Annotated in this window: 19 protein-coding genes and 1 riboswitch; of the genes, 7 read left to right on the forward strand and 12 right to left on the reverse strand. The window is 69.1% G+C overall.

All coding sequences use genetic code 11. The features are described from left to right. Positions 1-386: 386 nt before the first annotated feature. The gene (gene upp, locus EUC46_RS11775) at positions 387-1,025 is read left to right on the forward strand and encodes a uracil phosphoribosyltransferase (protein WP_128774356.1); all 639 of its coding nucleotides are present in this window, start codon (positions 387-389) and stop codon (positions 1,023-1,025) included. A gap of 94 nt (positions 1,026-1,119) precedes the next feature. On the opposite strand, the gene EUC46_RS11780 is transcribed toward upp, so the two are convergent. The 4 genes from EUC46_RS11780 to EUC46_RS11795 all read right to left on the reverse strand — a co-directional run bounded on the left by EUC46_RS11780 (position 1,120) and on the right by EUC46_RS11795 (position 4,614). Continuing rightward, positions 1,120-1,644: an SRPBCC family protein gene (locus tag EUC46_RS11780; protein ID WP_128774357.1), complete on the reverse strand. Its 525-nt coding sequence runs from the start codon at positions 1,642-1,644 to the stop codon at positions 1,120-1,122. A gap of 205 nt (positions 1,645-1,849) precedes the next feature. Beyond that, positions 1,850-2,701, reverse strand: a complete 852-nt coding sequence (locus EUC46_RS11785; RefSeq protein ID WP_128774358.1) for a MetQ/NlpA family ABC transporter substrate-binding protein — start codon at positions 2,699-2,701, stop codon at positions 1,850-1,852. A 174-nt stretch (positions 2,702-2,875) separates the two neighbouring features. Then, positions 2,876-3,601: a methionine ABC transporter permease gene (locus tag EUC46_RS11790; protein ID WP_128774359.1), complete on the reverse strand. Its 726-nt coding sequence runs from the start codon at positions 3,599-3,601 to the stop codon at positions 2,876-2,878. Further along, complete coding sequence (locus EUC46_RS11795; RefSeq protein ID WP_128774360.1) at positions 3,598-4,614, reverse strand: methionine ABC transporter ATP-binding protein; 1,017 nt, start codon at positions 4,612-4,614, stop codon at positions 3,598-3,600. Before EUC46_RS11795 ends, EUC46_RS11790 begins: the two co-directional genes overlap by 4 nt. Before the next feature lie 4 nt (positions 4,615-4,618). Beyond that, positions 4,619-4,709, reverse strand: a riboswitch (SAM riboswitch). 195 nt (positions 4,710-4,904) lie between these two features. On the opposite strand from EUC46_RS11795, the gene EUC46_RS11800 reads away from it, so the two are divergent. Next, on the forward strand, positions 4,905-6,089 hold the full coding sequence (locus EUC46_RS11800; protein ID WP_128774361.1) for an alpha/beta hydrolase: 1,185 nt from the start codon (positions 4,905-4,907) through the stop codon (positions 6,087-6,089). Between the two features lie 183 nt (positions 6,090-6,272). On the opposite strand, the gene EUC46_RS11805 is transcribed toward EUC46_RS11800, so the two are convergent. Both EUC46_RS11805 and EUC46_RS11810 read right to left on the reverse strand, forming a co-directional pair. After that, the gene (locus tag EUC46_RS11805; protein WP_206645993.1) at positions 6,273-7,634 is read right to left on the reverse strand and encodes a hypothetical protein; all 1,362 of its coding nucleotides are present in this window, start codon (positions 7,632-7,634) and stop codon (positions 6,273-6,275) included. Between the two features lie 135 nt (positions 7,635-7,769). Further along, entirely contained in the window at positions 7,770-8,309 is a 540-nt protein-coding gene (locus EUC46_RS11810; protein WP_206645996.1) for a low molecular weight protein-tyrosine-phosphatase, read from the reverse strand. A gap of 339 nt (positions 8,310-8,648) precedes the next feature. On the opposite strand from EUC46_RS11810, the gene EUC46_RS11815 reads away from it, so the two are divergent. Then, on the forward strand, positions 8,649-10,364 hold the full coding sequence (locus EUC46_RS11815; RefSeq protein WP_128774363.1) for a DUF885 domain-containing protein: 1,716 nt from the start codon (positions 8,649-8,651) through the stop codon (positions 10,362-10,364). Positions 10,365-10,544: 180 nt separating this feature from the next. After that, positions 10,545-11,261, forward strand: coding sequence for a hypothetical protein (locus EUC46_RS11820; protein WP_128774364.1), 717 nt, complete (start codon positions 10,545-10,547; stop codon positions 11,259-11,261). Positions 11,262-11,414: 153 nt separating this feature from the next. Here EUC46_RS11820 and EUC46_RS11825 read toward each other — a convergent pair whose 3' ends face one another. Together EUC46_RS11825 and EUC46_RS11830 are read right to left on the reverse strand one after the other, a co-directional pair. Beyond that, positions 11,415-12,803 carry an amidohydrolase gene (locus tag EUC46_RS11825; RefSeq protein WP_128774365.1) on the reverse strand — a complete coding sequence of 463 codons (1,389 nt, stop codon included), beginning with the start codon at positions 12,801-12,803 and terminating at the stop codon, positions 11,415-11,417. Between the two features lie 284 nt (positions 12,804-13,087). Then, a complete protein-coding gene (locus EUC46_RS11830) occupies positions 13,088-13,741 on the reverse strand; it encodes a hypothetical protein (protein WP_128774366.1) in 654 nt (217 codons plus the stop codon). A gap of 256 nt (positions 13,742-13,997) precedes the next feature. Here EUC46_RS11830 and EUC46_RS11835 point away from each other — a divergent pair, with 256 nt between their 5' ends. Beyond that, positions 13,998-15,149 carry a glycerate kinase gene (locus EUC46_RS11835; RefSeq protein WP_128774367.1) on the forward strand — a complete coding sequence of 384 codons (1,152 nt, stop codon included), beginning with the start codon at positions 13,998-14,000 and terminating at the stop codon, positions 15,147-15,149. A gap of 177 nt (positions 15,150-15,326) precedes the next feature. Here the strand turns inward: EUC46_RS11835 and EUC46_RS11840 are convergent, their stop codons facing one another. After that, entirely contained in the window at positions 15,327-16,127 is an 801-nt protein-coding gene (locus EUC46_RS11840) for a hypothetical protein (protein ID WP_241655565.1), read from the reverse strand. A gap of 373 nt (positions 16,128-16,500) precedes the next feature. Between EUC46_RS11840 and EUC46_RS11845 the strand changes: the two genes are divergently transcribed. Then, a complete protein-coding gene (locus EUC46_RS11845; protein WP_128774368.1) occupies positions 16,501-16,758 on the forward strand; it encodes a hypothetical protein in 258 nt (85 codons plus the stop codon). A 477-nt stretch (positions 16,759-17,235) separates the two neighbouring features. On the opposite strand, the gene EUC46_RS11850 is transcribed toward EUC46_RS11845, so the two are convergent. Next, a complete protein-coding gene (locus tag EUC46_RS11850; protein ID WP_128774369.1) occupies positions 17,236-18,201 on the reverse strand; it encodes a sugar phosphate isomerase/epimerase family protein in 966 nt (321 codons plus the stop codon). Positions 18,202-18,204: 3 nt separating this feature from the next. Further along, positions 18,205-19,242 (reverse strand): Gfo/Idh/MocA family protein, encoded by a 1,038-nt coding sequence (locus EUC46_RS11855; protein WP_128774370.1) that lies wholly within the window; start codon positions 19,240-19,242, stop codon positions 18,205-18,207. A gap of 311 nt (positions 19,243-19,553) precedes the next feature. On the opposite strand from EUC46_RS11855, the gene EUC46_RS11860 reads away from it, so the two are divergent. Further along, entirely contained in the window at positions 19,554-20,180 is a 627-nt protein-coding gene (locus EUC46_RS11860) for an SDR family oxidoreductase (RefSeq protein WP_338324485.1), read from the forward strand. On the opposite strand, the gene EUC46_RS11865 is transcribed toward EUC46_RS11860, so the two are convergent. Next, the gene (locus tag EUC46_RS11865) at positions 20,170-21,624 is read right to left on the reverse strand and encodes a sugar porter family MFS transporter (protein ID WP_206645994.1); all 1,455 of its coding nucleotides are present in this window, start codon (positions 21,622-21,624) and stop codon (positions 20,170-20,172) included. The two genes, EUC46_RS11860 and EUC46_RS11865, sit on opposite strands and share 11 nt — an antisense overlap. Positions 21,625-21,724: the final 100 nt, after the last annotated feature.

Genomic DNA, 21,724 nt, shown 5'->3' on the forward strand with positions numbered 1-21,724 from the left:
GCACCACCACCTGGCAACCCATCAACGGCACCCTCACCACCACCGAAACCTCCACCCCCTACAACGTCCTACGCCTCACCTCCCTCCTCACCGACACCGCCGAAGAAAAACAAGGACACTAAAAACATACGGTTAATAAATCCTTTTAATGCCGCCATTAACGGAAGGGTCCTCGTTCACGATTCGGTGAACGATCTCGACGGGCATGGGCGTTCGCCCCGACATGCCCGTCTAAGTTGGCCGTGACGCCTGCCGGGCAGACGGCCTCCGCGCGCACGGCAAGGAGACGGCGTTGAGGATGGTCGCGGTCCCGTCGCCGAGACGGCCTCCGCGCGCACGGCAAGGAGTCCACGGCAAGGAGTCATGGCGCACCGTAGGCTGGCCCCATGCGCCTCCATGTTGCCGACCATCCGCTCATCGACCACAAGCTCTCCGTGCTGCGCAACGAGCGCACCCCCTCGGCGGTCTTCCGTCAACTCGTCGACGAGCTCGTCACCCTCCTGGCTTACGAAGCCACCCGAGAAGTACGCACCGAGAGGATCCAGGTCCAGACGCCGGTGGCGCTCGCCAGCTGCCGCCACCTGGCCGACCCGCGCCCCATTGTGGTACCGATCCTGCGAGCCGGCCTGGGCATGCTGGAGGGCATGACCCGCCTGCTGCCCACCGCCGAGGTCGGTTTCCTGGGCATGAAGCGCGACGAGGACACTCTGGAGGTCGAAACCTACGCCAATCGCCTGCCCGACGACCTCTCGGGTCGCCAGTGCTTCGTCATTGACCCCATGCTGGCCACCGGCCACACCCTGGTAGCGGCCATTGACTACCTCTTGGAGCGCGGCGCCCGCGACGTGACCGCCATCTGCCTCATTGCCGCCCCTGAGGGGGTCGCAACCCTGGAAGAAGCCGTAGGCGGGCGCGCGAACGTCACCGTCGTGACCGCCGCCGTCGACGAACGCCTCAACGAGCACGCCTACATTGTCCCGGGCCTGGGCGACGCCGGGGACCGCCTCTACGGCATAGTCGACTGACCGCTCAGCGCAAGTGCGCAGGCGGCGGCGCCCGGGCCCGGAACGTTCTTAAACGCTCTTAACAGCCGGCCGGCAAGGCAGATCCCCCGCCCCGCTACCGGGTTACTTCGGTGCCCTGCTCCCCGGCTGAACGCTCACGGCGCTTGAGAAGGCGCGTGCACAGTCGCACCCACGGCGTGTGCGAGGCGGGGCGGGCCACACGACCGGTGGACTCGCGCTCGGCATTGTCGAACAGGTCCTCAATGACCGCGTTGTGTATGGGCCCGACGACCAGGGGGAACAGGACCTGCATAACACCGCGCGGACGGCCCAGCAGCACGTGCCTGAGACGGCAATGGTCCTCCCCCAGCGGTTCAATACTCAGCTCGTGCACGCCAATAATGCCGGTTGAGCGATGGAACCTGAAGCGCACCCGACGCCCCGGCTTGTACTCGGTGACCTGGTAGCGGATGGAGCCGTGCCCGCCGTCGGCGCCCACCGAGAGCGGACGGTCCAGCACCATGGGCACCCACAGGGCGGAGGGCCACAGGCGATCCTTAACGCCCCCGAGCTCATCAAGCAAGGGGCCCAGGACACTGGCCGGTGAGTCGATGGTGCGCTCGTGGACATTGCGGATCATCTGCGGCTCCTTTGGCCGGCGGGGATGAGGGGTCACCTCAGGGGACAAGGCCTTGGGCATGGGGCCTTGCCGATCAGCATAGGGCCAGGATTCGGTGAATGAAACCGGGGCCGGTGATGAAGCCGGGCCGACGCGCCCGCCTTTTATCACCGGCCCCGGTTCTCAGCACTGGACCCTGGTCCTACCGGAGCATCCTGATCGGCAATCAGAACGCCGGGATGACCGAGCCGTCCGACCAGGTCGTCTCAATGAAGGTCTTGACCTCCGGAGAGGTGATGAGCTTGGCAAGAGTGGCAAGGTGCTCGTCGTCCTTGTCCTCGGTGCGCACCACCAGCTGGTTGACGTAGGGGCTGTTCTCGGCCGTCTCCAATACCAGGGCGTCCTCGCTGGGCACTAGCCCCGCCTCAATGGCGTAGTTGCCGTTAATGACCGCGGCATCGGCGTCCGTCATGGAGCGGGCCACCTGAGCGCCGTCAACGAAGGTGAAGGTGAGGTTCTTCGGGTTGGAGGTCACATCGGTCTCGGAAGGCAACTCCACAGAGGAATCGAGCTCAATGAGCCCTGCCTGGACCAGCAGCTGCAGGCCGCGGGCGGCGTTGGCCGGGTCGGAGTTGAGGATGATCTTGCCGCCGTTGGGAATCTGGTCAACGGAGGTAATGGTGGAGGAGTACAGCCCCATGGGCTCAATGTGGACATCCGCGATAGACACGAAGTCGAAGCCCTTGTCGGCGATCTGCTGGGCGAGGTAGTTGGGGGTCTGGAAGAAGTTGGCGGCCAGGGAGCCGTCGGCCAGAGAGGTGTTGGGGGTCTGGTAGTCGTTGATCTCAACAATGTCCAGGCTGATGCCCGAACCCGTGACCAGATTGTCCTGGACGTACTGGAGGATGGTGACGTGGGGCTGAGGGGTGGCACCCACGGAGATGACGACCGTGTCGCCGTTCTTCTTCGCGCCCCCGGGCAGGCCGGAGTTGTTCTTGGAGCAGGCGGCCAGGGCCAGGCCGACGGCGGTGGCCAGGGCTCCGGAGGTGAAGAGGCGGCGCGAGACGGTGTGGGACATGGAAGTTCCTTTCGGGGCAATAGGGGGCAATAGGACCGGGGCGGATGCGTTATGACGCCCCGGGCGGTTCATGGTCTGTGTGAGGGCCCCGGCAGTAGCCGGGTTGGGCATGGTGCCCACGGTGGCCGCTGAGGCCTGAACCCAATGGGGCCTGCGCTCCGGCTGGTGGTCGCCTCAGCGGTGGTCCACCAGCCGGCTGAGCATGTCGCCAACCACCTGGATGATTGCCACGATCAGGAGAATGAGCACGACCGTAATGACCATGACGTCGGTCTCGTAGCGCTGGTAGCCGTACTGAATGGCGAGGTCCCCCAGGCCACCGCCGCCAACCGCACCGGCCATTGCCGAGTAGCCGAGCAGGGTGATGAGGGTAACAGTTGCCGCCTGGATGAGGGTGGGCAGGGCTTCACGCACGAGCACGCCCCAGGTGATCTGCAGACGGGAGGCCCCCATCATGAGGGCCGCCTCGACCTTGCCATGGTCGACGCCGCCCACGGCGCTCTCCACCAGTCTGGCGTAGAAGGGGATGGCGCCAATGGTCAGTGGGACGCAGGCCGCCTGCCATCCCAGGGAGGTGCCCACAATGAGCCGGGTGAACGGGACGATTGCCACCATGAGGATAATGAAGGGCATGGAGCGACCGATATTGACCACCTGAGAAAGGACCTCGTGCAGTACGCGGTTGGAGTGCTGACCGCGCTTACCGGTGGTGACCAGGGCCAGGCCGAGCAGTAACCCGAAGAGAATCGTCAGCGCCCCCGACACAAAAGTCATCTCCAGGGTCTGGAGGGTGGCCACCCCGAGCTTGCGCTCAATGACCGGGTTGTTGAACCAGGTGTCCTCGTCCCCACGGGCCGCGGCCCGGGAGGCGCCCAGCAGGAGGGTGGTGACGGCGTTCATGCGCGGACCTCCGCGGTAATGCCGGCCTTGCGCAGGACGTCAATGGCATGGTCGGCCTGCGGACCGGGGATGGTAATGGCCAGGCGCCCGATCTGGGCGGTACCAATGGTCTCGAAGACCCCGGCGGCAATGTCCCCGCCGAGCTCGGCCACCATGGACATGAGTGCGACCGCGGTGGGCTCGCCCGGGTGGGCGGTAATGGACACGTCTAGAACGGCCTCACCATGGGCGACGGCCTCACCGGGGACCTTGGGGGCCGGAACGATCTCATGGGACAGGCGGGAGTCGACGTCGAGTACGACCTCCTCAATGGAACCGCTCTCCACAATACGGCCGGCTTCGAGCAGGCTCACGGAGTCGCAAATCTGACGGACCACGCTCATCTCGTGGGTAATGATAATGACCGTCACACCCAGGCGGTCGCGCACGTCGCGGATAAGGTCGAGGATGGAGCGGGTGGTCTCCGGGTCCAGGGCACTGGTGGGCTCATCGCACAGGAGAACCGCGGGGTCGTCGGCCAGGGCGCGGGCGATGCCCACGCGCTGCCTCTGACCGCCGGAAAGCTGGGAGGGGTAGGAGTAGCCGCGGTCGGAGAGCCCCACGAGCTCGAGCATTCTGGCCACGGTGTCGTGCCGTCTCCCCTTGGGGACGCCGGCCAGCGCCAGGGGGTAGGCGATGTTCTGGGCGGTGGTGCGCGAATCCAGGAGGTTGGCGTGCTGGAAGACCATGCCGATCCGCCGTCGGGCCTCACGCAGCCCGGCAGTGTCCAAGGCCGCCATATCCTGGCCGGCGACGCTGATCTCGCCACTGGTGGGCCGCTCCAGGGAGGTCAAGCAGCGCACCAGGGTGGACTTGCCGGCCCCGGAGGTCCCGACAATGCCGTGGATGGAGCCGGCGGGAATGTCCAAGCTCAAGCCGTCAAGGGCGCGAACCTCGGTGCCGTCGCGCAATGCGTAAACCTTGACGACGTCGCGCAACGAGATCATGGGCTCGGACGCGTCCGCTGTGCTCATGGTTCCTCCATCGGTCCTGGCGGAAGCACCCTCACCCGTGCGGGGGGTTGCTGCAACGTCGATGAGCCAGGTCTCTCGGCTGCTCTGGATGGTTGAGGGATACGCTACGCAGGAGGTGCCGGCGGCGGCAAGCGGAGCCCCCCAGGAGGGACCAAGGTCACGCACACGCCGGCCCGGCCTCGTGCGGATTCGTGCCGATCCGCCCGGGCTCCGCGCGGGCCTGCGCGGGTTCCCCGGGCCGCACCGGTCATGGTGCTTGCGGATGGCACAAGGAGTGGGAGGATCAGGGCATGACGCAGTACGGCATCACCGTGGACCTGAGCACGGACATTCTGGGCGAGCCGTGGGTGGCCAGGCGCCTGCCGGTCGCCGAGTCCGACGCCGCCCCGGGGGCCGACCACGCGGTTCTCGTCCACCAGCGGGAGGCCGCCCCGGCGACCGGCGGGCGGCCCCGACACGAGCGCGCCGTCCTGTACTTCCACGGACGCAGTGATTACTTCTTCCAAACCCATGTCGCCCAGGCCTTCCTCAATGCCGGCTACGAGTTCTACGCCTTAGAACTGCGCAGCTGCGGGCGGGCCGGGGTCGGCCACCGCTCCCCGCACGACGTGCGCGACCTGCGGGTCCACGACGAGGAGATCAAGCAGGCGCTGGACATTATTCGCACCGAGCACGGGCACTCGGCGGTGGTGCTCAACGGCCACTCCACTGGTGGCCTGCAGGCCGTCATCTGGGCCGGCGACCACCCCGGTACGGTCGACGCCGTGACCCTGAACTCCCCCTGGCTGGACCTCAACGCCTCCGCGTTCTGGCGCTCTTACGGCTCGGCCTTCACCGACCTGCTGGCCCGCTGGGACCCGGACCGGATTATCTCCAACCCCGATGAGGTCAGGGCCGCCAGGAAGGCCGCCAAAGCGGCGCGGTCCCGAGCACGGGAGGACACCGGCATCCCGGCGCCCACGGGGCCCGAGGATTCCGGGGCGGAGGCGGCGCCCCCCACGGGGGCCGGCAGCCAGGAGGCGGCCGACGCCGTGGGCGCAGCCGGCGCCGTGGGCGCACCTGAGGACCCGGAGGCCGTCGACGTCTACGTGCGGGCGCTGCATCGCCGCTGGGGCGGGGAGTGGGACTGGGATCTGAGTCTTAAACCCGTCCCCTCCTCCCCTGTGCGTGCAGGATTCCTGGCGGGGATCCGCCGCTTGCACCGCGACGTCCACCACGGGCTGGGTATTGAGGCGCCCGTCCTCCTGTGCTGCTCGACCGACTCCACTGGGGCCGGGGCGACGCTCGACGAGGCGCTGCGCAGCGACGTCGTCCTCTCGGTGCCCCAGATGCTGGCACGCGCCCCCTTCCTGGGTGACGACGTCACCGTGCGCCAGATCCCTGGTGGCGTCCACGACCTGGCGCTGTCCCCCGAGCCGGCGCGCAGTGAGTACCTGGATGCCGTCACCGACTGGTTGAGGGCGCACCTGGGGTGACGCCCGCCCCATGAGCGCCCGTGACCCGGCGCCCGTGACCGGGCGCTCGTACGACGGCGCCGCGCGCCTCGGCGACCCGGGTGGCCGGCGGGCCGTCCGCGAGCGGGCGCCCGGCCCGCCGCATTGAGATATTGAGATGCCGCATTGCGACGGCAGAGGGTGCAGCGGGTTCAGATGGGGCGCTCAGGACACGGTGACACTCCCGGACGTGGTGCCGGTGGCGCCGCCGCCGTTGATCGCCGTCACCGTGATGGAGGAGGTCGAGCCCGCGGTAATAGCGCCGTCGGAGGTGGTGGCGTCCAAGGTGAGGGCCAGCGTGCCGCCATTGGATCCCGAGGTGCCCCAGCGGTCCTCGTCGGCCGAGGCCAGGGCGCCACTGGTGCTCAGGGTGCAGTCGGTGAGCGTGGCCTGGGAGGTCGTGTTGGTGACGTAGAGGAGCGGGACCGGGTCCGTGCAGGTCAGTGACACGCCGGTCAGGGTCAGTGTTGAGGCCTGCGCGGCGGCGTCGGCGTCGGCGGCGTCACCGGACATGGACTGGTAGAGCATAATCCCGGCCCGCCTCGAGCCCGTGGTGAGTGTCGAGTCCGAGACGGCCGCCTGGTTCTTGCCCTCGACGACGACCGCCTCGGCCCCGGTGGCGCTCCCCGTCAACCCGGAGACCGTGATGGCGCCAGTGGAGTAGATAAGGGGTGAGCCGTCCCCGGCGGTGGTGAAGGTGTTGGTCCCCTCCACGGTGACGGTCCCATTGCCGCGGTCGGTCGCCACTGCGGCGCAGTGGGCTCCGAGGGTGTTAATGCTCAGGTCGGAGGCGGTGATGACGCCCTCATAGGTGGCGTGCAGTCCGCGCGAGGATTCTCCGGAGGTGGAGACCGCGCAGGCGGTGACAGTCGCGGTGGCGGTGCCCGTGGCGACCACGGCGTTCGACCCGGAGGAGGTCGTCTCCAAGGTGGTTTCGTTAAGGCTCACCGAGGAGCCGGCACCGACCACCACGACCGCGGAGTTCAGGCCGTAGAAGTTGTAGGAGTCGTCCACGCCGGTGTTGCCGTTGCTCGTGGCGTCCCCGGACTTAACAACCGCGGCGTTGGTGAGTGTGAGGCTGCCGCCGTTAACGACGAGGAAGACGGCCTGGTCGGCGGTTGTGGACTCCCAGGTTCCGCCATCGAGCGTGGCCGTCACGCCGTCCACAATGTAGGCGCCCTTGAGCGTGACCTCCTTGTCCCCAATGGCGCCCGACCAGGTGCCCGCGCTCAGGGCGGTGTTGGAGGCGGCGGGCTCGTGGTAGGTCGGGGAGATCGGCTCGAGGGCAGTGGGAGTGGTGGCGGCGGGAGTGGCGCCACCCGCCGCTGTTGTGGAGGTGGCGGGGCTTTGGCCGGCGCAGGCCGCCGCCACCCCGGCGACGGCCAGGCCGAGCCCGCCGATCATGAGGCTCCGTCGACGCAAACCCGCCCCGATTGAGGCTGTCGGGGCGCTATCGCGCCTGTGCGGGTTGGTGGGGTGGCGCGGGTGCGTCGGTGTAGGGCGGTTGGCGGGACGGTGCGGTGCCATGCGGGATGCTCCTTCGTGTGCGGCGTCGGGCCCGGCCCCGGGTCCTGCGACCATCCTGTGAGGGGCGCCCATGGACCGCCTGTGCACAGCCTCAGACGGGAGCATGAGTCCGGTGCGCGTCGGAGCGCATCGGACTCAGGCGCCGGCGCGCTCCCGCAGCCGTTCGGCGAGGACGTCGCTGACGCGCTCGACCACCTCAAGAGTCTCCACGAAGTCAGCCATGGTCCCGTACCAGGGGTCGGGTACGTCCAACGCCCTGCGCGAAGCGGTGCCGGCCCGCACAGCGGCCCGTAGTTCACCTGCGGCCGGGTCGAGCTCGCGGTACATGAGGATGCGGGAGGGGTCCGCCCCCAGGGCGCCGGCGCGGCGGGCCAGCACGCGGTGGTGGGCGTCGGTCATGGCCAGCAGGAGGTCGGCGCCCAGGATCTCGGCGTCGGTCATGCGGTGGGCGCGGTGGGCGGCAATGACATTGGCGGCCTCGCCGGTGTACCCGGCCTCGGCCAGGACGCGGCGCGCCCGGGAGTCCATGGGGTTGCCCTGCTCCTCCGAGGAGACCCCGGCCGAGGTTACGGCCACGCCCCCAGCGCCCAGGTCGGGCGCGCCCACGTCCTGCAGACGGTCGCGGGCCACGACCTCAGCCATGGCCGAACGGCAGATATTGCCGGTACACACCATAATGACGCGGTACGGATGCCGGCCGGCGTCGGGCACGGGGCTGGGCAGCTCGCTCATGGCGCTCATGTCACTCATGGCCCCAGTGTCTCAGGCGCCCCGACTCGCCGGGCACGGGGCTCCGGCCCGGCCAGGCCCGACCCGACCAGGTCCGGCCAGGCCCGACCAGGCCCGACCCGGCCAGGCCCGACCAGGCCCGACCAAGTCCGGCCGGGTGGGGGAATATGCCCGGGCGGCCCTTCACCGGCCCCGCCTTCAGTCCGGGGGCCGGCGCGGCCAGGAGCAGCGCATCCAGGCCGGGCGCAGCACGACTCCCCCCAGAGCGGGGCATAGGCTCCCTCCATGACGACCGACCCGCGCACCCCCACTGCCATTGACGCCATTGCCGAGCATCACGTGGAGCGCTTGGCCGCGCTCTCCCCCGAGTTCGCCGCCGTCACCGGCCTGCCCGGCCGGCGCGGGACGCTGGACGACCGCTCACCCGCCGGCCTCCAGGCCCACGCCGCCCTGTGCCGACAAACTCTCAACGATCTTGCGGCGGCCACGGCCGTTGACGACGTCGACCAGGTGACCCTGGCCGCCATGCGCGAACGCCTGGGCCTGACCCTGGAGCATTCCGAGGCCGGGGAGGACCTGCGGCACCTTGACAATATCGCCTCTCCTCTCCAGGAGATCCGGGACTTCTTCAACCTGCTGCCCACCGACACTGAAGAGGACTGGGGGCAGGCGGCTCACGCCCTGGCGGACGTGCCGCGCGCCCTGGCCGGCTACCAGGAGTCGCTGCGCCTGGCCGCTTCACGCGGTCACGTCGCCGCCCGCCGCCAGGTCGAGGCGTGCATCGCCCAGGCCCGCAACCAGGCCGACGCCGGGGCCTCCTCCTACTCCGCGCTCGTCTCCGGCGCCCGAGGGACCGAGGGCGCCCCACTGCCGACGGCCCTGATCGCCGAGTTGGAGCGCTCCGCCCTGGCCGCCCGTCAGGGGTACGCGGCACTGGCCGAGTTCCTGGCCACCGAGCTGGCGCCGCGGGCCGGCGACGCCGACGCCGTGGGCCGCGAGCGCTATGCGCTGCTGAGCCGCAACTTCCTGGGCGCGCGCATCGATTTCGATGAGACCTACGAGTGGGGTCGTCAGCGCCTGGCGGCGATCGACGCCGAGCAGCGCGCCATTGCCGAGTCCTTGTACGGGCCGGGCGTGAGTGTCAAAGAGGCGTTGAATCGCCTCAACACCGAGGAGTCGCGCCTGGTGCACGGCACTGATGCCCTCCGGGCGTGGATGCAGGAAACCAGTGACGCCGCGATCAGTGCTTTGGATGGCGTCCACTTCGACATCCCCGCACCGCTGCGCACCCTGGAGTGCTGCATTGCCCCGTCGGCTACCGGCGGCATCTACTACACCGGCCCCAGTGACGACTTCTCCCGCCCGGGGCGCATGTGGTGGTCGGTGCCGGCGGGGACAACAACGTTCGCGACCTGGCAAGAGCGCACAACGGTCTTCCATGAGGGGGTGCCGGGCCACCACTTGCAGGTGGGCATGCAGACCTACCTGCGCAATGAGCTCAACTCCTGGCGGCGCCTGTGCTGCTGGGTGTCGGGTCACGGTGAGGGCTGGGCGCTGTACGCCGAGCGGCTCATGGCGGATCTGGGATTCCAGGACGATCCGGGTGACCGCATGGGAATGCTCGACTCCCAGCGGCTGCGTGCGGCCCGCGTGGTACTGGACATTGGCGTCCACCTGGGCAAGGAGCGCCCCGCCGAGCTGGCCGCCCTGCCGGGAGTGGGTCAGGGCATTTGGGACTACGACTCGGCGTGGGCATTCCTGCGCGAGAACGTGGCCATGGACGAATCCTTCCTGCGCTTTGAGTTGGACCGCTACCTGGGGTGGCCGGGGCAGGCGCCGTCCTACGCCGTGGGCCAGCGCCTGTGGGAGGAGACCCGTGACGCGGCCCGGGCCGCCGCGCGCTCGCGTGGCCAGGAACTGAGTCTCAAGGACTTCCACACCCGGGCGCTGCGCTTGGGCAGCGTGGGCCTGGAGGTCATGCGCCGGGCCCTGGCCTCCTGAGCCACCCGCCCGGGCCCGCCTGGGCGCCCTAGCCTCCTGAGCCACCCGCCCGGGCCCCGGTTGTGAGGGCGAGCTCCACCCGGACTCCGGTCGTCGGGGCGCTCGGGAAGCCTCCCCGGCATGGCGATGACGCGGTGTTAGGCTGCTGAAGGACAGAAGTCCACTGCCTATGGAGATCTTGTGAACTCATCGCGTCGTCTTCTTGTTCCTGTATGCGCGACACTGCTCGCCTGCGGTGCTGTAGCCGGATGCTCCTCCGGGGACACCGGCGCCAGCGGCGAGGCCTCCCCGCTGACCCCTTCGCCGGCGAGCCCGACCCCCACCGCCTCCGTCACGCCGTCGGCCACTGCCTCCAGCAGCGCGTCGGCCCTGCCGACCTCGACCCCGACGCTCACTCCTACCCCCACGCCCACCCCAACACCCACGCCGCCCACGGCTGAGGAGTTGGGCGCCCCCGACCGCGGGCTGGTCGTCACCGGCGTGCCCGAGGACCTGAGCGTCGAGGAGATCGAGGTGCTCCTGGCCTACAACGCCTACGACAAGGCCACCTGGAGCGCCTACCTCGATATGGCCGGCACCGCGGACGTCGAGGCCACCACCACCGGCACCGCCCTGGAGGAGTATCTGGAGACCTACAACGCCCATGAGGCCGCGGGCCAGCACACCGAGGGCTCGTACACCGAGGAAGTCCACTCGGTCGCCCTCACCGACGACGGCTCCTCGGCAACCGTCGCGGTGTGCGCCGACCAGAACCAGATGACCATTGTCTCGAACAGCGGTGAGGACCGGACGCCCTCCAACCTCATGCACAGGTTCCTCATTCACTACATCCTCACGCCCCAGGACGGAGGGTGGCTGGTCTCCGAGCAGAAGGTCATCTCGGAAGACCAGTGCTGAGGGGGTAGGCCCCGCCTCCGGGCCCGCGCCCCGCCGGTGGGCCCGGTCGGGCCGCCACCGGGCCCGCCGGGCCCACCCCCTCACATCAGTCGGGCCCACCCCCTCGCACCAGTCGGTCCGCTCGGAGCCCCCTCCTGGGCTCGCCCCCGCGGCTCACTGGCTCCAGAAGCCGGCCACGTCAACGGCGCCGCCGGTGGCCTCGAAGTCGGCGCGCACGGCCGAGCGCAGGTCGGCGTCGTGCAGCCAGTCCAGGGCCACTGCCGCGAGCCCGTAGGCGCCGTCGAGCGCGGCCATGTCCCCGCTGGGCGAGCCGGCGGCCGCGGTCATCTCCCGGGTGTGGAGGGCGACGTCGCCGTCGTCGGTCACCTTGATCAGCGGGTGGATGCCGGGGATCCGCTGGGAGACGTTGCCGAAGTCGGTGCCCGCGGCAATGCTCTCGGGCAGGACCCCGCCGGGCAGCGGCTCGCGGCCGCGCTCGCGCTGAGAGCGGACCCAGGAGGCCAGGAGGGCGGAGTTGTCGCGCACGGGCATCTCATTGGTGTGATCGTCGGTCATGATCTCCACGCCGGTTCCGGTCATGAGGGCCGCTCCGCGCATGACGTCCTCGACGCGCCCCACCAGGTCGCGCAGGGTTTCAGCGTGCTTGGAGCGGACGAAGAGACTGAGTTCGGCGCGCTCGGGAATAACGTTGGCCACCTGCCCGCCCTCGACGACGACGGCGTGAAGCCGGTCCATGGGCAGGATCTGCTGGCGCAGCAGGCCAATGCCGGTCAGCGCCAGGGTGGCGGCGTCCAGGGCATTGCGCCCCATGAAGGGCTGAGAGGAGGCGTGTGCGGGCGTGCCGTGGAAGACCACGCTCATGCGGCGCACACCCAGCCAGGTCTGGCGGGTGGCGTCGGCGGCGTAGGCGTGGGTTTGGATGGCGGCGTCGACGCCGTCGAGCATTCCGCGCAGGGACAGGATCTCCTTGGTGGTGGCGTTCTCCTCGGCGGGAGTGGTCTGGAGAATCACGCGGCCGGGCAGGGTGTCGGGCGCTTGCGCCTGGAGCTCGGCCAGGGCCAAGAAGGCGCCCACGGAGTTGGCGCACATGACGTTGTGGCCGCAGCCGTGCCCAATGCCGGGCAGGGCGTCGTACTCGGCCAGGATGGCAATGGTGGGGACGTGGTCTCCCGCACCCTGGTCGGGGGTGGACCGGGGCGCCCCGATCTCGGCGCGCAGGGCGGTGTCAATGCCGTAGACGCCGAGCCTGGGCTCGACTCCATGGGCGCGCAGGAGCTGGGCGACGGCGGCCATGGCGTGGTATTCCTCGAAGCCGATCTCGGGATGGGCGTGAAGATTCCAGGACAGGGCGATGATCTCGGGACCAAGGCGCTCAATCATGGTGGCCAGGTGCTCGCGCAGGGCACTGGGTGCTCCTGCGGCGTCGGCCAGGCCGACGGCGGGCCCGGCGGTCTTGGCGGTCTTGGCCCGGGCGGCGGTCTCGGCCGCCATGAGCTGTTGGATGGCGGGGCAGGGCTGGGTGGGGCGGCTCAGGTCTCGCATGGATGCATCATGCCTACTGCGCCCTGTCCCGTCCCGCCTCACCGCTTCAAACTGACATTCTGGGATGAGACTGGCGTCATAGTCACCAGTCGCATCCCAGAATGTCAGGAGGAGAACCGGTCCTGCCGGTGCGCGGTGAGGCCGCGCCGGTGGTGGCGCGACCGTCCGGCCCCTGGCGATCCCCAGCTGGACGCGGTACGGCCCCGCCCGACCGGCGCGTGACGCGTCACCGGTGCGGCGGGACCATGCCCGTGCGAAACGGGGTCCGTGGGGGAAGGGCGGCCCTACTTGATGACCAGGCTGGTGCTGTCGCTGTAGGCGTTGTAGATCTCACCGGTGGCCGAGTTCTCCAGCGCCCGGCGCTCGTACTTGACCGTCGTGTTCCCCGCGGGCATGGGAACAATCTTGCCATCGAACTCCTGAACCCAAAGGGGGATCCAGCCGGTGGCCTGATAGGTTCCGTAATCATCGAAGTCAATGCCTTCAATGCCGGCGGCCTTGTAATCATCCTCGTAGTTGCTGGAGAACTGCGCGGTGGCGTTGTAGAGATTGTTATCCTCGTTCACCAGAATCACATTGGCAACGGTCTCCACCGCCAGTGGCACCTTGCCGTCGCTGGTGAACGTGCAGTGCAGCAGGTAGACCGTTCCGTTTATGGAAGTAGTGGCCTTGTAATTGGGGGCGTTGAAATCCTGGATAATCTGGTCGCAGGTCTCCGTCAAGCCGATCTCGGCGTCGTAGAAAGTGATGGGCTCAATGTCCTGGATGACGTCACCGGTCTTCGTGGTCTGACCGCCGGACGAGCCCGGGGCCTCTGAGGCGCTGGCGGATCCAACGGGGCCGTCGGTAGCCACCTCCTCCTCGCAGGCCGACAAACCGACCGCAAGAGCCGCAATGGCGAAGGCCGAAGCAAGACGAGCTGTGCGAGTAATTCTCATGGCGTACACCTTTCATGAGTGCTGGGGCTTGACACTAGTGTGGGCACGGGGCCGCAGAATCGCGATGGGACCCCCTGCCCGGGGTGCACTACCTGGGGTGCACACCCCACCCCTGGACTGCCCAACTCCGCGCACATGAATAACGCAACTACCGCACCCGCCCCGCACTAACACTCCGGGACAAGTCGGGCGCCGTCGCCATCGGCCTCGAACCGGAACGACAGTTCCGAGTGGGGGGAGCACCAGGAGAATCACCATGAGAATCGTGCTCGCACCGGACTCCTTCAAGGAATCAATGAGCTCGCCGGCCGCCGCCCGGGCCATGCGCCGCGGCATTGAGCAGGCGCTGCCCAGCGCCGTCTGCGTGGAGGTGCCCATGGCCGACGGCGGGGAGGGCACCACCCGGGCCCTGGTCACTGCCACGGGCGGGCGCCTGCTGAAGGTGGCCACCACGGACGCCCTGGGGCGCGAGCACAGCGGCGAGGTGGGGCTCCTGCCCGACGGGCGCGCCGCACTGGAGGCGGCCGGCGCCGTGGGCATGAGCCTGGTCGCGCCCGCGCAGCGCGACATTATGGCATCGAGTTCACTGGGCGTGGCCGCGCTGGTGCGCGGGGCGCTGGACGCGGGGGCTCGGCGCCTCATAGTCGGCCTGGGCGGCTCAGCGACCAATGACGGCGGGGCCGGACTGCTGGTAGGCCTGGGGGCGAGGCTGCTGGACGACGACGGCCGGGACCTGCCGCCGCTGCCGCGGCACCTGGGCCGAGTGACAGCCGTCGACATGGGCGGGCTGGATCCGCGACTGTCGCAGTGCACTATTGAGCTGGCCTGCGACGTCACCGCCCCGCTGCTCGGCCCCCAGGGCGCTAGCGCCGTCTTCGGCCCGCAGAAAGGGGCGGATCCGCAGCAGGTTCGGGAGCTCGACACGGCCCTGGCCGCTCTGGCCGACGCCGTGGAGACGGCTTGCAATCGCACAGTGCGCCACACGCCGGGCGCCGGGGCGGCGGGCGGCCTGGGGCACGCCTTCATGGCGCTGGGGGCCGTGCCGCGCTCGGGTGTGGAGGTGGTCATGGGGGCCACGGGGCTGCGCGCCCACCTGGCAGGCAACACCGATTTGGTGCTCACCGGGGAGGGCGCGATTGACGCCCAGACGCTCACCGGCAAGACCCCGGCCGGGGTGGCCGGGGCGGCGCGGGAGGCCGGGGTCCCCGTGATTGCCTTCGCCGGACGGGTGGATCCTGGTTCACCAGCATTAGAGGCGGTCTTCGACGCCGTCGTCCCAATCCTGCCCGAGGCCTGCGATCTGCCCCGGGCGCTGGAACGCGGCCCGGAGAACCTGGAACGCTCCGTGTCCATGGTCATGCGCCTGCTGCTCCTGGGTCAGAACCTGCCCCAACCCGCGCGCCCGTGAGGCCGGCCCGCCCCCTGACGCCCCGGAGCCGCCCATGTACCCCCTGCGGATCGCGAGGGCTCTGCCCGCCCCCTGCGCCCCGGAGCCGCCACTGGGCCTGAGAGTCGAAAGGGGCCTAAGAGTCGGGACGTGCCGTCGCACCGAAAGGAGAAAGCAAGGAGGAGGCGTAGTCGCAGCTCAGGAGGGCTCGTTCTCGCGCAGGATGAAGGACCAGCCCAGGGCGAAGGGGAAGCCGGGCATGAGCAGGCAGCCCACTACCGGCTCGGCGACCTCCATAAGCCGTTCGACATTGAGCCCCTGCTCGGACTCCGAGCCCGAGCCGATCAGCAGGTCATCGTAGGGCAGGCGCAGGTCCAGCAGCGTCATGCCGCCCCTGTGCACGGCGTCATCCCAGGCGCCCCCAGTCATTTTCAGGAGGGTGCCCAGGTGGAGGCGCATGAAGCGGTCTGAGTCGATCTCCGCGGGCACCGACAGAACGTGATGGGGCTCAGGGTCGCGGGGGGCGCGCAGTGTGAACAGAACAATCGCCTTCTCGCGCGCCGCCCGCAGCAGGAGACGGCCCACGTGGACCGTGAAGTTCTCCAGATCGAAGGACTCACCCATTGCCTCACTGACGCTCAGGGGCGGGCTCAGGGGCACGGCGGCCCCGTCACCGGGGTCATTAATGGCTCGCCGGCCCACCGGGTCAATGGCGTGCAGACGCAGGGTGCGCCCGGCATCGGTGAGGGTGCCGACCTCGACCTGCTCGCTCCATCCGGCGGGCGCGGAGGAGGGGCCGGGCTCACTGCGCACATAGCCCAACCCAAGGACCTCGGAGAAGTCGGTGTCGTCCAGTGGACGGTGCCAGGTGATCTCGGTGCCCTCGTGCCAGATGGGCAGGACGCCATTGAAGGGAAGCCCGAAGCGGACCCGTTCTGGGCCGGAGGGCGCAGGGGCGACGTGCTTCCCCCTGGACTGACCGGACGAATACTCGCTCATAGTCCCAGACTACGGCCACGACCGTGCAGTCCCGGCGACCACCACGGCCCGCGCGGGGCGTTAGGCTAATGGTGTAGGCGGTGTTTCAATGCCAACGAGGACACCAGGCATGACCAAGCTTGCTCACCTCGCAGGATTTGCACTGCTCTTCGCTTGTTGCATCGGATGTTCCGGCGGCTCCCCTCCTGGGGATGCAAGCACCGTCCCGTCGGCTACAACGAACGCTCCCCCGGCTCCCACTGCAACTGCCACCGTGCCCGGGCTCAGTGCCGACGAGGCGGAAGCGGCGTGCCTGGAGCAGATTGACTCCGCCCTAGAGCTAACGCTGGCGGATTTGCAGGGATTGCAGGGGGCGCCCGTTTACATGTGCGCTGTGAGTCAAGACGAAAGCGGCAATGCCACGGCATCGCTATGGGCCATGGTGGTTCCCGATCTGGAAGCAACTCCGAACACGTACGACGACCGCGTTGAACAGGGCTACGCCAACAGCCTCCCGTTCGACTCGGACCTCGCAGAATGGTGCATGGATACCAGCGAGCTCATGTCTCACGACCGCCTCGCCCTCATCACGGAGAATCAGGTGTGGCGCACTCGCCTCATCTTCTGCGACTACAACATTGAGGACAGCTGAACAGGCCCTTCGTGTCGTCGGTCGCAGCCCCTGGCCGCCCTGGGCGAGGCGGGCGCGGGGCTTCGTCGTGGGTTCGAGGACCACTGGGGCGTCCCGGGGGCCTGGCCCGCCGCATTGAGCCGTGCGGTGGCTGCGCCGGTGGGCGGGTGGTTGGCGGTGTTGCACATTCTTCTTGCGCCGGCCTGTGGAAGATCGTTGACATTTCAACGATCCCTCGTCGCAGAGGGTCGGTTCAGCAAGGATGAATGTGCAACGACGTACCCGTTCGCACATTCATCCCATTCCCGGACCCCCAGATCCCGAGCAGATCCGCAGGATTCCGCGGCTCCCCACTCCTTGAGGGAAGAAAGAATGTGCAACACCCAGACCCGGGCGCACCCCCGGAGGTCCCGTCCATGAATTCCCAGGTCCGTTTGCGCCTAGCCTCAAGCCCGCGCACGCCCGAGGGATCCCGGACGGCGCGAGCCCCGGACCCGGTCAGATGTCCTGCGGCGACCAGCTGGGCGGCGCCACGGGCATGACGCCGCGCAGGAGGTCAACGGTGGAGGCCACGCCCTCCACGGCGTCGGTGAGCACGTCCTCGTGTTCGATGGACAGTACCCCGTCGTAGCCGGCGGCCCGCAGGTCGACGAGCAGCTGCCCCCAGAAGTGGCGGCCGCCCTCGCGCCCCAGCCCCAAGGTGACGTAGTTCCAGGCGCGCGAGGCCGCGCACTCGGGGCCTTGAGTGTCCAGCAGCCCGTGGACATCTGCCACGTGGCGTTGGATCCGGGTGTCCTTGGCATGGACGTGGTGAATCGCCCCCGCCAGGGCGCGGGTCATGGCACGCGGGTCGGCCCCCATCCACATGGGGTGGGAGGGGTCGAAATTCGCACCCACGACGCTGCCGACCGCTTCGCGCAGCCGCAGCAGGGTGGCGGTGTTGTAGACCAGCTGGGTGCCGTGCATTTCGACGGCGAAGCGGATCCCATGATCGGCGCCGAAGGCCGCCAGGTCCTGCCAGTAGGGGATGGCGACCTCGTTCCACTGGTAGTCCAGGATTGCGCGGGTCTCAGGCGGCCAGGAGGTGGTGACCCAATTGGGGGTGGTGTCTCCCGGCGCACCCCCGGGCAGGCCCGACATGAGCACGACCGTGGGGACCTCGAGCAGACCGGCGAGCTCGACGGTCTTGCGCACGAGGGAGTCGATCTTTGGGCCGATGACCGGGTGGAGCTGGTTGCCGTTGGCGTTGAGGGCGCACAGGCGCAGGCCGCGCTCGGCGAGCGCGTCACGCAGGCGGCTGCGCTCTCCCGCATCTGCCAGAAGACGATCGAGGTCCAGATGCGGGGCGCTGGACCACCCGCCGGTGGGCAGTTCGACGGCGGTGATGCCCAGGGAGGCGACGGTGTCGAGCATTTCCTCACGGTCGAGGTGGGCCAGGGAGTCGGTGACAATGCCCAGTTCCATGCCTCAGCCCTCCTTGAGGACGTCATCGAGCCCGGGCACCTCGACGCGGGCGCCGTCGGCGGCCATGGAGCGCACGAGGGTCTCGGCGACCACCGTGGTGCGCAGCGCGTCACGGGCGGTGGCGGCCCCGGCGGGAATGCGGCCGGCCAGGGTCGCCTCAACCCACGCGGCCAACTCGGCGCGGTAGGCGGCGGCGAAACGCGGCCGCCAGTCGGCCGGGTAGGCCGCCTGGCGCCGCAACTGGGTGTTGACGACGAGCTCGTCGGCCTCCACGAGGCTCGGCACCGCCGGCAGCTCAATGGTGCCGCGCTCGCAGACCAGCTCGCAGCGCACGTCGTAGCCGTATTGGGCGTGAACCTGAAGCTCCACGGTGTGCAGGACGCCGGCGGAGTCCCACAGCAGGAGCAGCTGCGGGTCGTGACGTTCGGCGATGAGCGAGCTGGGCCGGCCGCAGGCCCACTGGACCGAGACGATCTCGTGGCCGGCCAGCCAGGGCAGCACGTCGATCTCGTGAACAGCGGAGTTGGTCACCGTGGCGGAGGAGTCCTGGCCGGGATAGGCCTCGACATTGCGGTGAACCGAATGGGTCATGAGCAGTGCGCCATCGGCTCCCGCCTCCAGGCGGGCGCGCAGGGCCCGGTAGCCCGGGTCGAAACGGCGCATGAAACCGACGGTGAGCAGCGACCGGGGCGCGGCGTCATGAAGGCGCACAAGGCGTGCGGCTTCGCCGGCGGTGGGGGCCAGGGGCTTTTCGCACAGGACGGGCAGGTCCGCCTCGAGGCAGGCCTCCACCAGGGGCGCGTGCAGGGGGTCGGGCACGGCAATGATGACGGCGTCAACCGCTCCCGACCGGATCATGTCGGATCCGTCGGTGAAGACGCGTGCCGCGCCGAGCGATTGAGCCAGGGCCTCGGCGCGGTCCTGCGCGGCGTCGGCCACGGCGGTCAGGACGGCGCCGCGCACGCCTCGTGCCAGGTTGTGGGCGTGATCCGATCCCATGACTCCGGTACCGATAACACCAATGCGAAGCAAATCTGTCATGATCCGTTTTCTCCTATGAATAACGGTCGGTTGACGCAATGAATGCTAATCCGAAGTCGCCCAGGTCACAAGAGGTTTGACTGGACATTTGTATGCCGTGTCCTGGGTGGGAGTGGCACCCGGTCTCACGCATGCCTCCGCGGCAGCACGCGGCGAACACCGAAACGACCGGTGGCGCCCGCGTGCCCGCCCGCAGCGGGGAGCGCCCCTTCTCGCTCATATCGGGGCACCCGGTGGCGCCCGCGTGCCCGCCCGCAGCGGGGCACCCGAGGTACGGACGAGCCGAGGGCTCCTCTGAGAGGATGCCTGTCGTGAGCACCGCCGCTTCTCGCACCACCGTTGGACCGCCTTCCCACCCAGATCCGCCCTTGGCCGGGCGGGTGGTGGTCGTCACCGGAGTCAGCCGCCGCGCGGGCATCGGCCACGCCATCGCCTGCCGAGCCGCGGCCTGGGGCGCGTCCCTGTTGTGTCACCACTACTCGCCCCACGACGCCCTTCAACCCTGGGGCGCCGATAATGTCGCCAAGACGATGGCCTCAATCCGCTCCCACCTCAAGGGCGGAGCCGACCTGGTCGACCTTCACGCCGACCTGCGCCAGGTCGATGCCCCGGCCCGTGTCATCGACCGCGCCGTGGAGGCCTTCGGGCACGTCGACGCCCTGGTATGCAACCAGGCCTCCTCCGGATCCGATGGGCCGCTGGAGGATCTCAGCGCCGCAGACCTGGACCATCACTGGGCCGTTGACGCTCGCGCATCGCTGCTCTTGGCCCAGGCCTACGCCGCGCGCCGGCGACCCGTGATCGGTCGGAGGCCATGGCGAGCCGCCCGGCGGGAGCATGCGGATCGCCAAGACGCTCCCCGAGCAGGCCGGCGGTCCCGGGACCGCCGACACTCTGCCGCCCCGGGACCGCCGGCACTCCGCGGGGTCACACCTTGAGGTCCTCCATCTCCTCCAGCTCCCGACCCTTGGTCTCGGGCACCTGGCGCAGCACGAAGAGGAAGGACAGCAGCGCGCAGGCGGCGTAGAAGCCGTAGGCGAAGGTCAGGCTGATATCGGAGAAGACCGGGAAGGTGGTGGAGATGAAGAAGTTGGCCACCCACTGGGCCGCGGCGGCCACGGCCAGGGCGCCGGCGCGAATACGGTTGGGGAACATCTCCCCCAGTAGCACCCACACCAACGGCCCCCACGTGGCGCCGAAGGCGACGACGAAGAGGTTGGCGGAGACCAGGGCGATGGGCGCCCACGGAGCGTCGAGAGTGACCTCGTCGCCGTGAACCGTGGCGAAGGAGAAGGCCAGCGCCATGAGCCCCAGGGCCACGGTCATGACGACCGAGCCGATGAGCAGCATGGGACGGCGCCCCACCCGGTCCACCAGCAGGATCGCCACAATGGTGACCACGATATTGGTCACCGAGGTGATGACCGTGATGGTCAGGGCGTCGGACTCCTCGAAGCCAATGGTGCGCCACAGGGTGGTGGAGTAGTAGAAGATGACGTTGATGCCCACGAACTGCTGGAAGACCGACAGGGCAATGCCCACCCACACGATGGGCCTGAGCCCCATGGCCGGGCCGCGCAGGTCGGACAGGGACTCGCGCTTCTCGGCGTCGATGGTGGAGCGGATCTCCTTGATCTTGAGGTCGACGTCGGCCACGCCGGTGAAGTCGCGAAGGACCTGGGAGGCCTTGTCGTAGTCACCACGGGCCACCAGGAAGCGGGGGGACTCGGGCAGCCGGAAGGCGAACAGGCCGTAGACGACGGCGGGAACGGCCTCGGCCATGAACATCCACCGCCAGGCGGGCATGCCCATCCACAGTTTCTCCGCGGCGCCTCCGGCGATCCCGGCGAACCAGGAGTCGGCGAGCAGGGCCGTGAAGATACCGGTGACGATGGCCAACTGCTGGAGGGAGCCCAGACGGCCGCGCACTGAGGCCGGGGATACCTCCGCGATGTAGGCGGGGGCGATCACCGAGGCCGCACCGACGCCCAGACCACCGGTGACGCGCCAGGCGATGAAGTCGACAATGTGGAAGGCCAGGCCGGATCCCATGGCGGAGACCACGAAGAGCACTGCGGCAATGAGCATGACCGGCACACGGCCCATGCGGTTGGCGATTGGCCCGGCGAACCACGCCCCCAGGGCGCAGCCGATGAGCGCGGAGGAGACCGCGAAGCCCTTGAGGAAAGCGCTGAGGACATAGTGGTCGGACAAGGCGTCGACGGCGCCATTGATGACTGCCGTGTCGAAGCCGAAGAGGAAGCCGCCCAGCGCTGCGGCGATGCAGATCCCGATGACGCGGGCGTTGAGGCGATTGGCCGCCGGTGGGGCGGTGTCGGTGCTGTCGGAGGGGTGGGGGGGTGCCCCTATGTGGTGTGTCAAGCGGCGGTGGCTAGTGGTTGGGCTGGTTGGGGGTCGTAGAGGGTGCCGTTTCGGATCATGGCGTGCAGGGTGAGGACGCGGCGGTGGGCGAGGGCGATGA

The organism is Actinomyces oricola (genome assembly GCF_004104015.1).
Taxonomy (GTDB): domain Bacteria; phylum Actinomycetota; class Actinomycetes; order Actinomycetales; family Actinomycetaceae; genus Actinomyces; species Actinomyces oricola.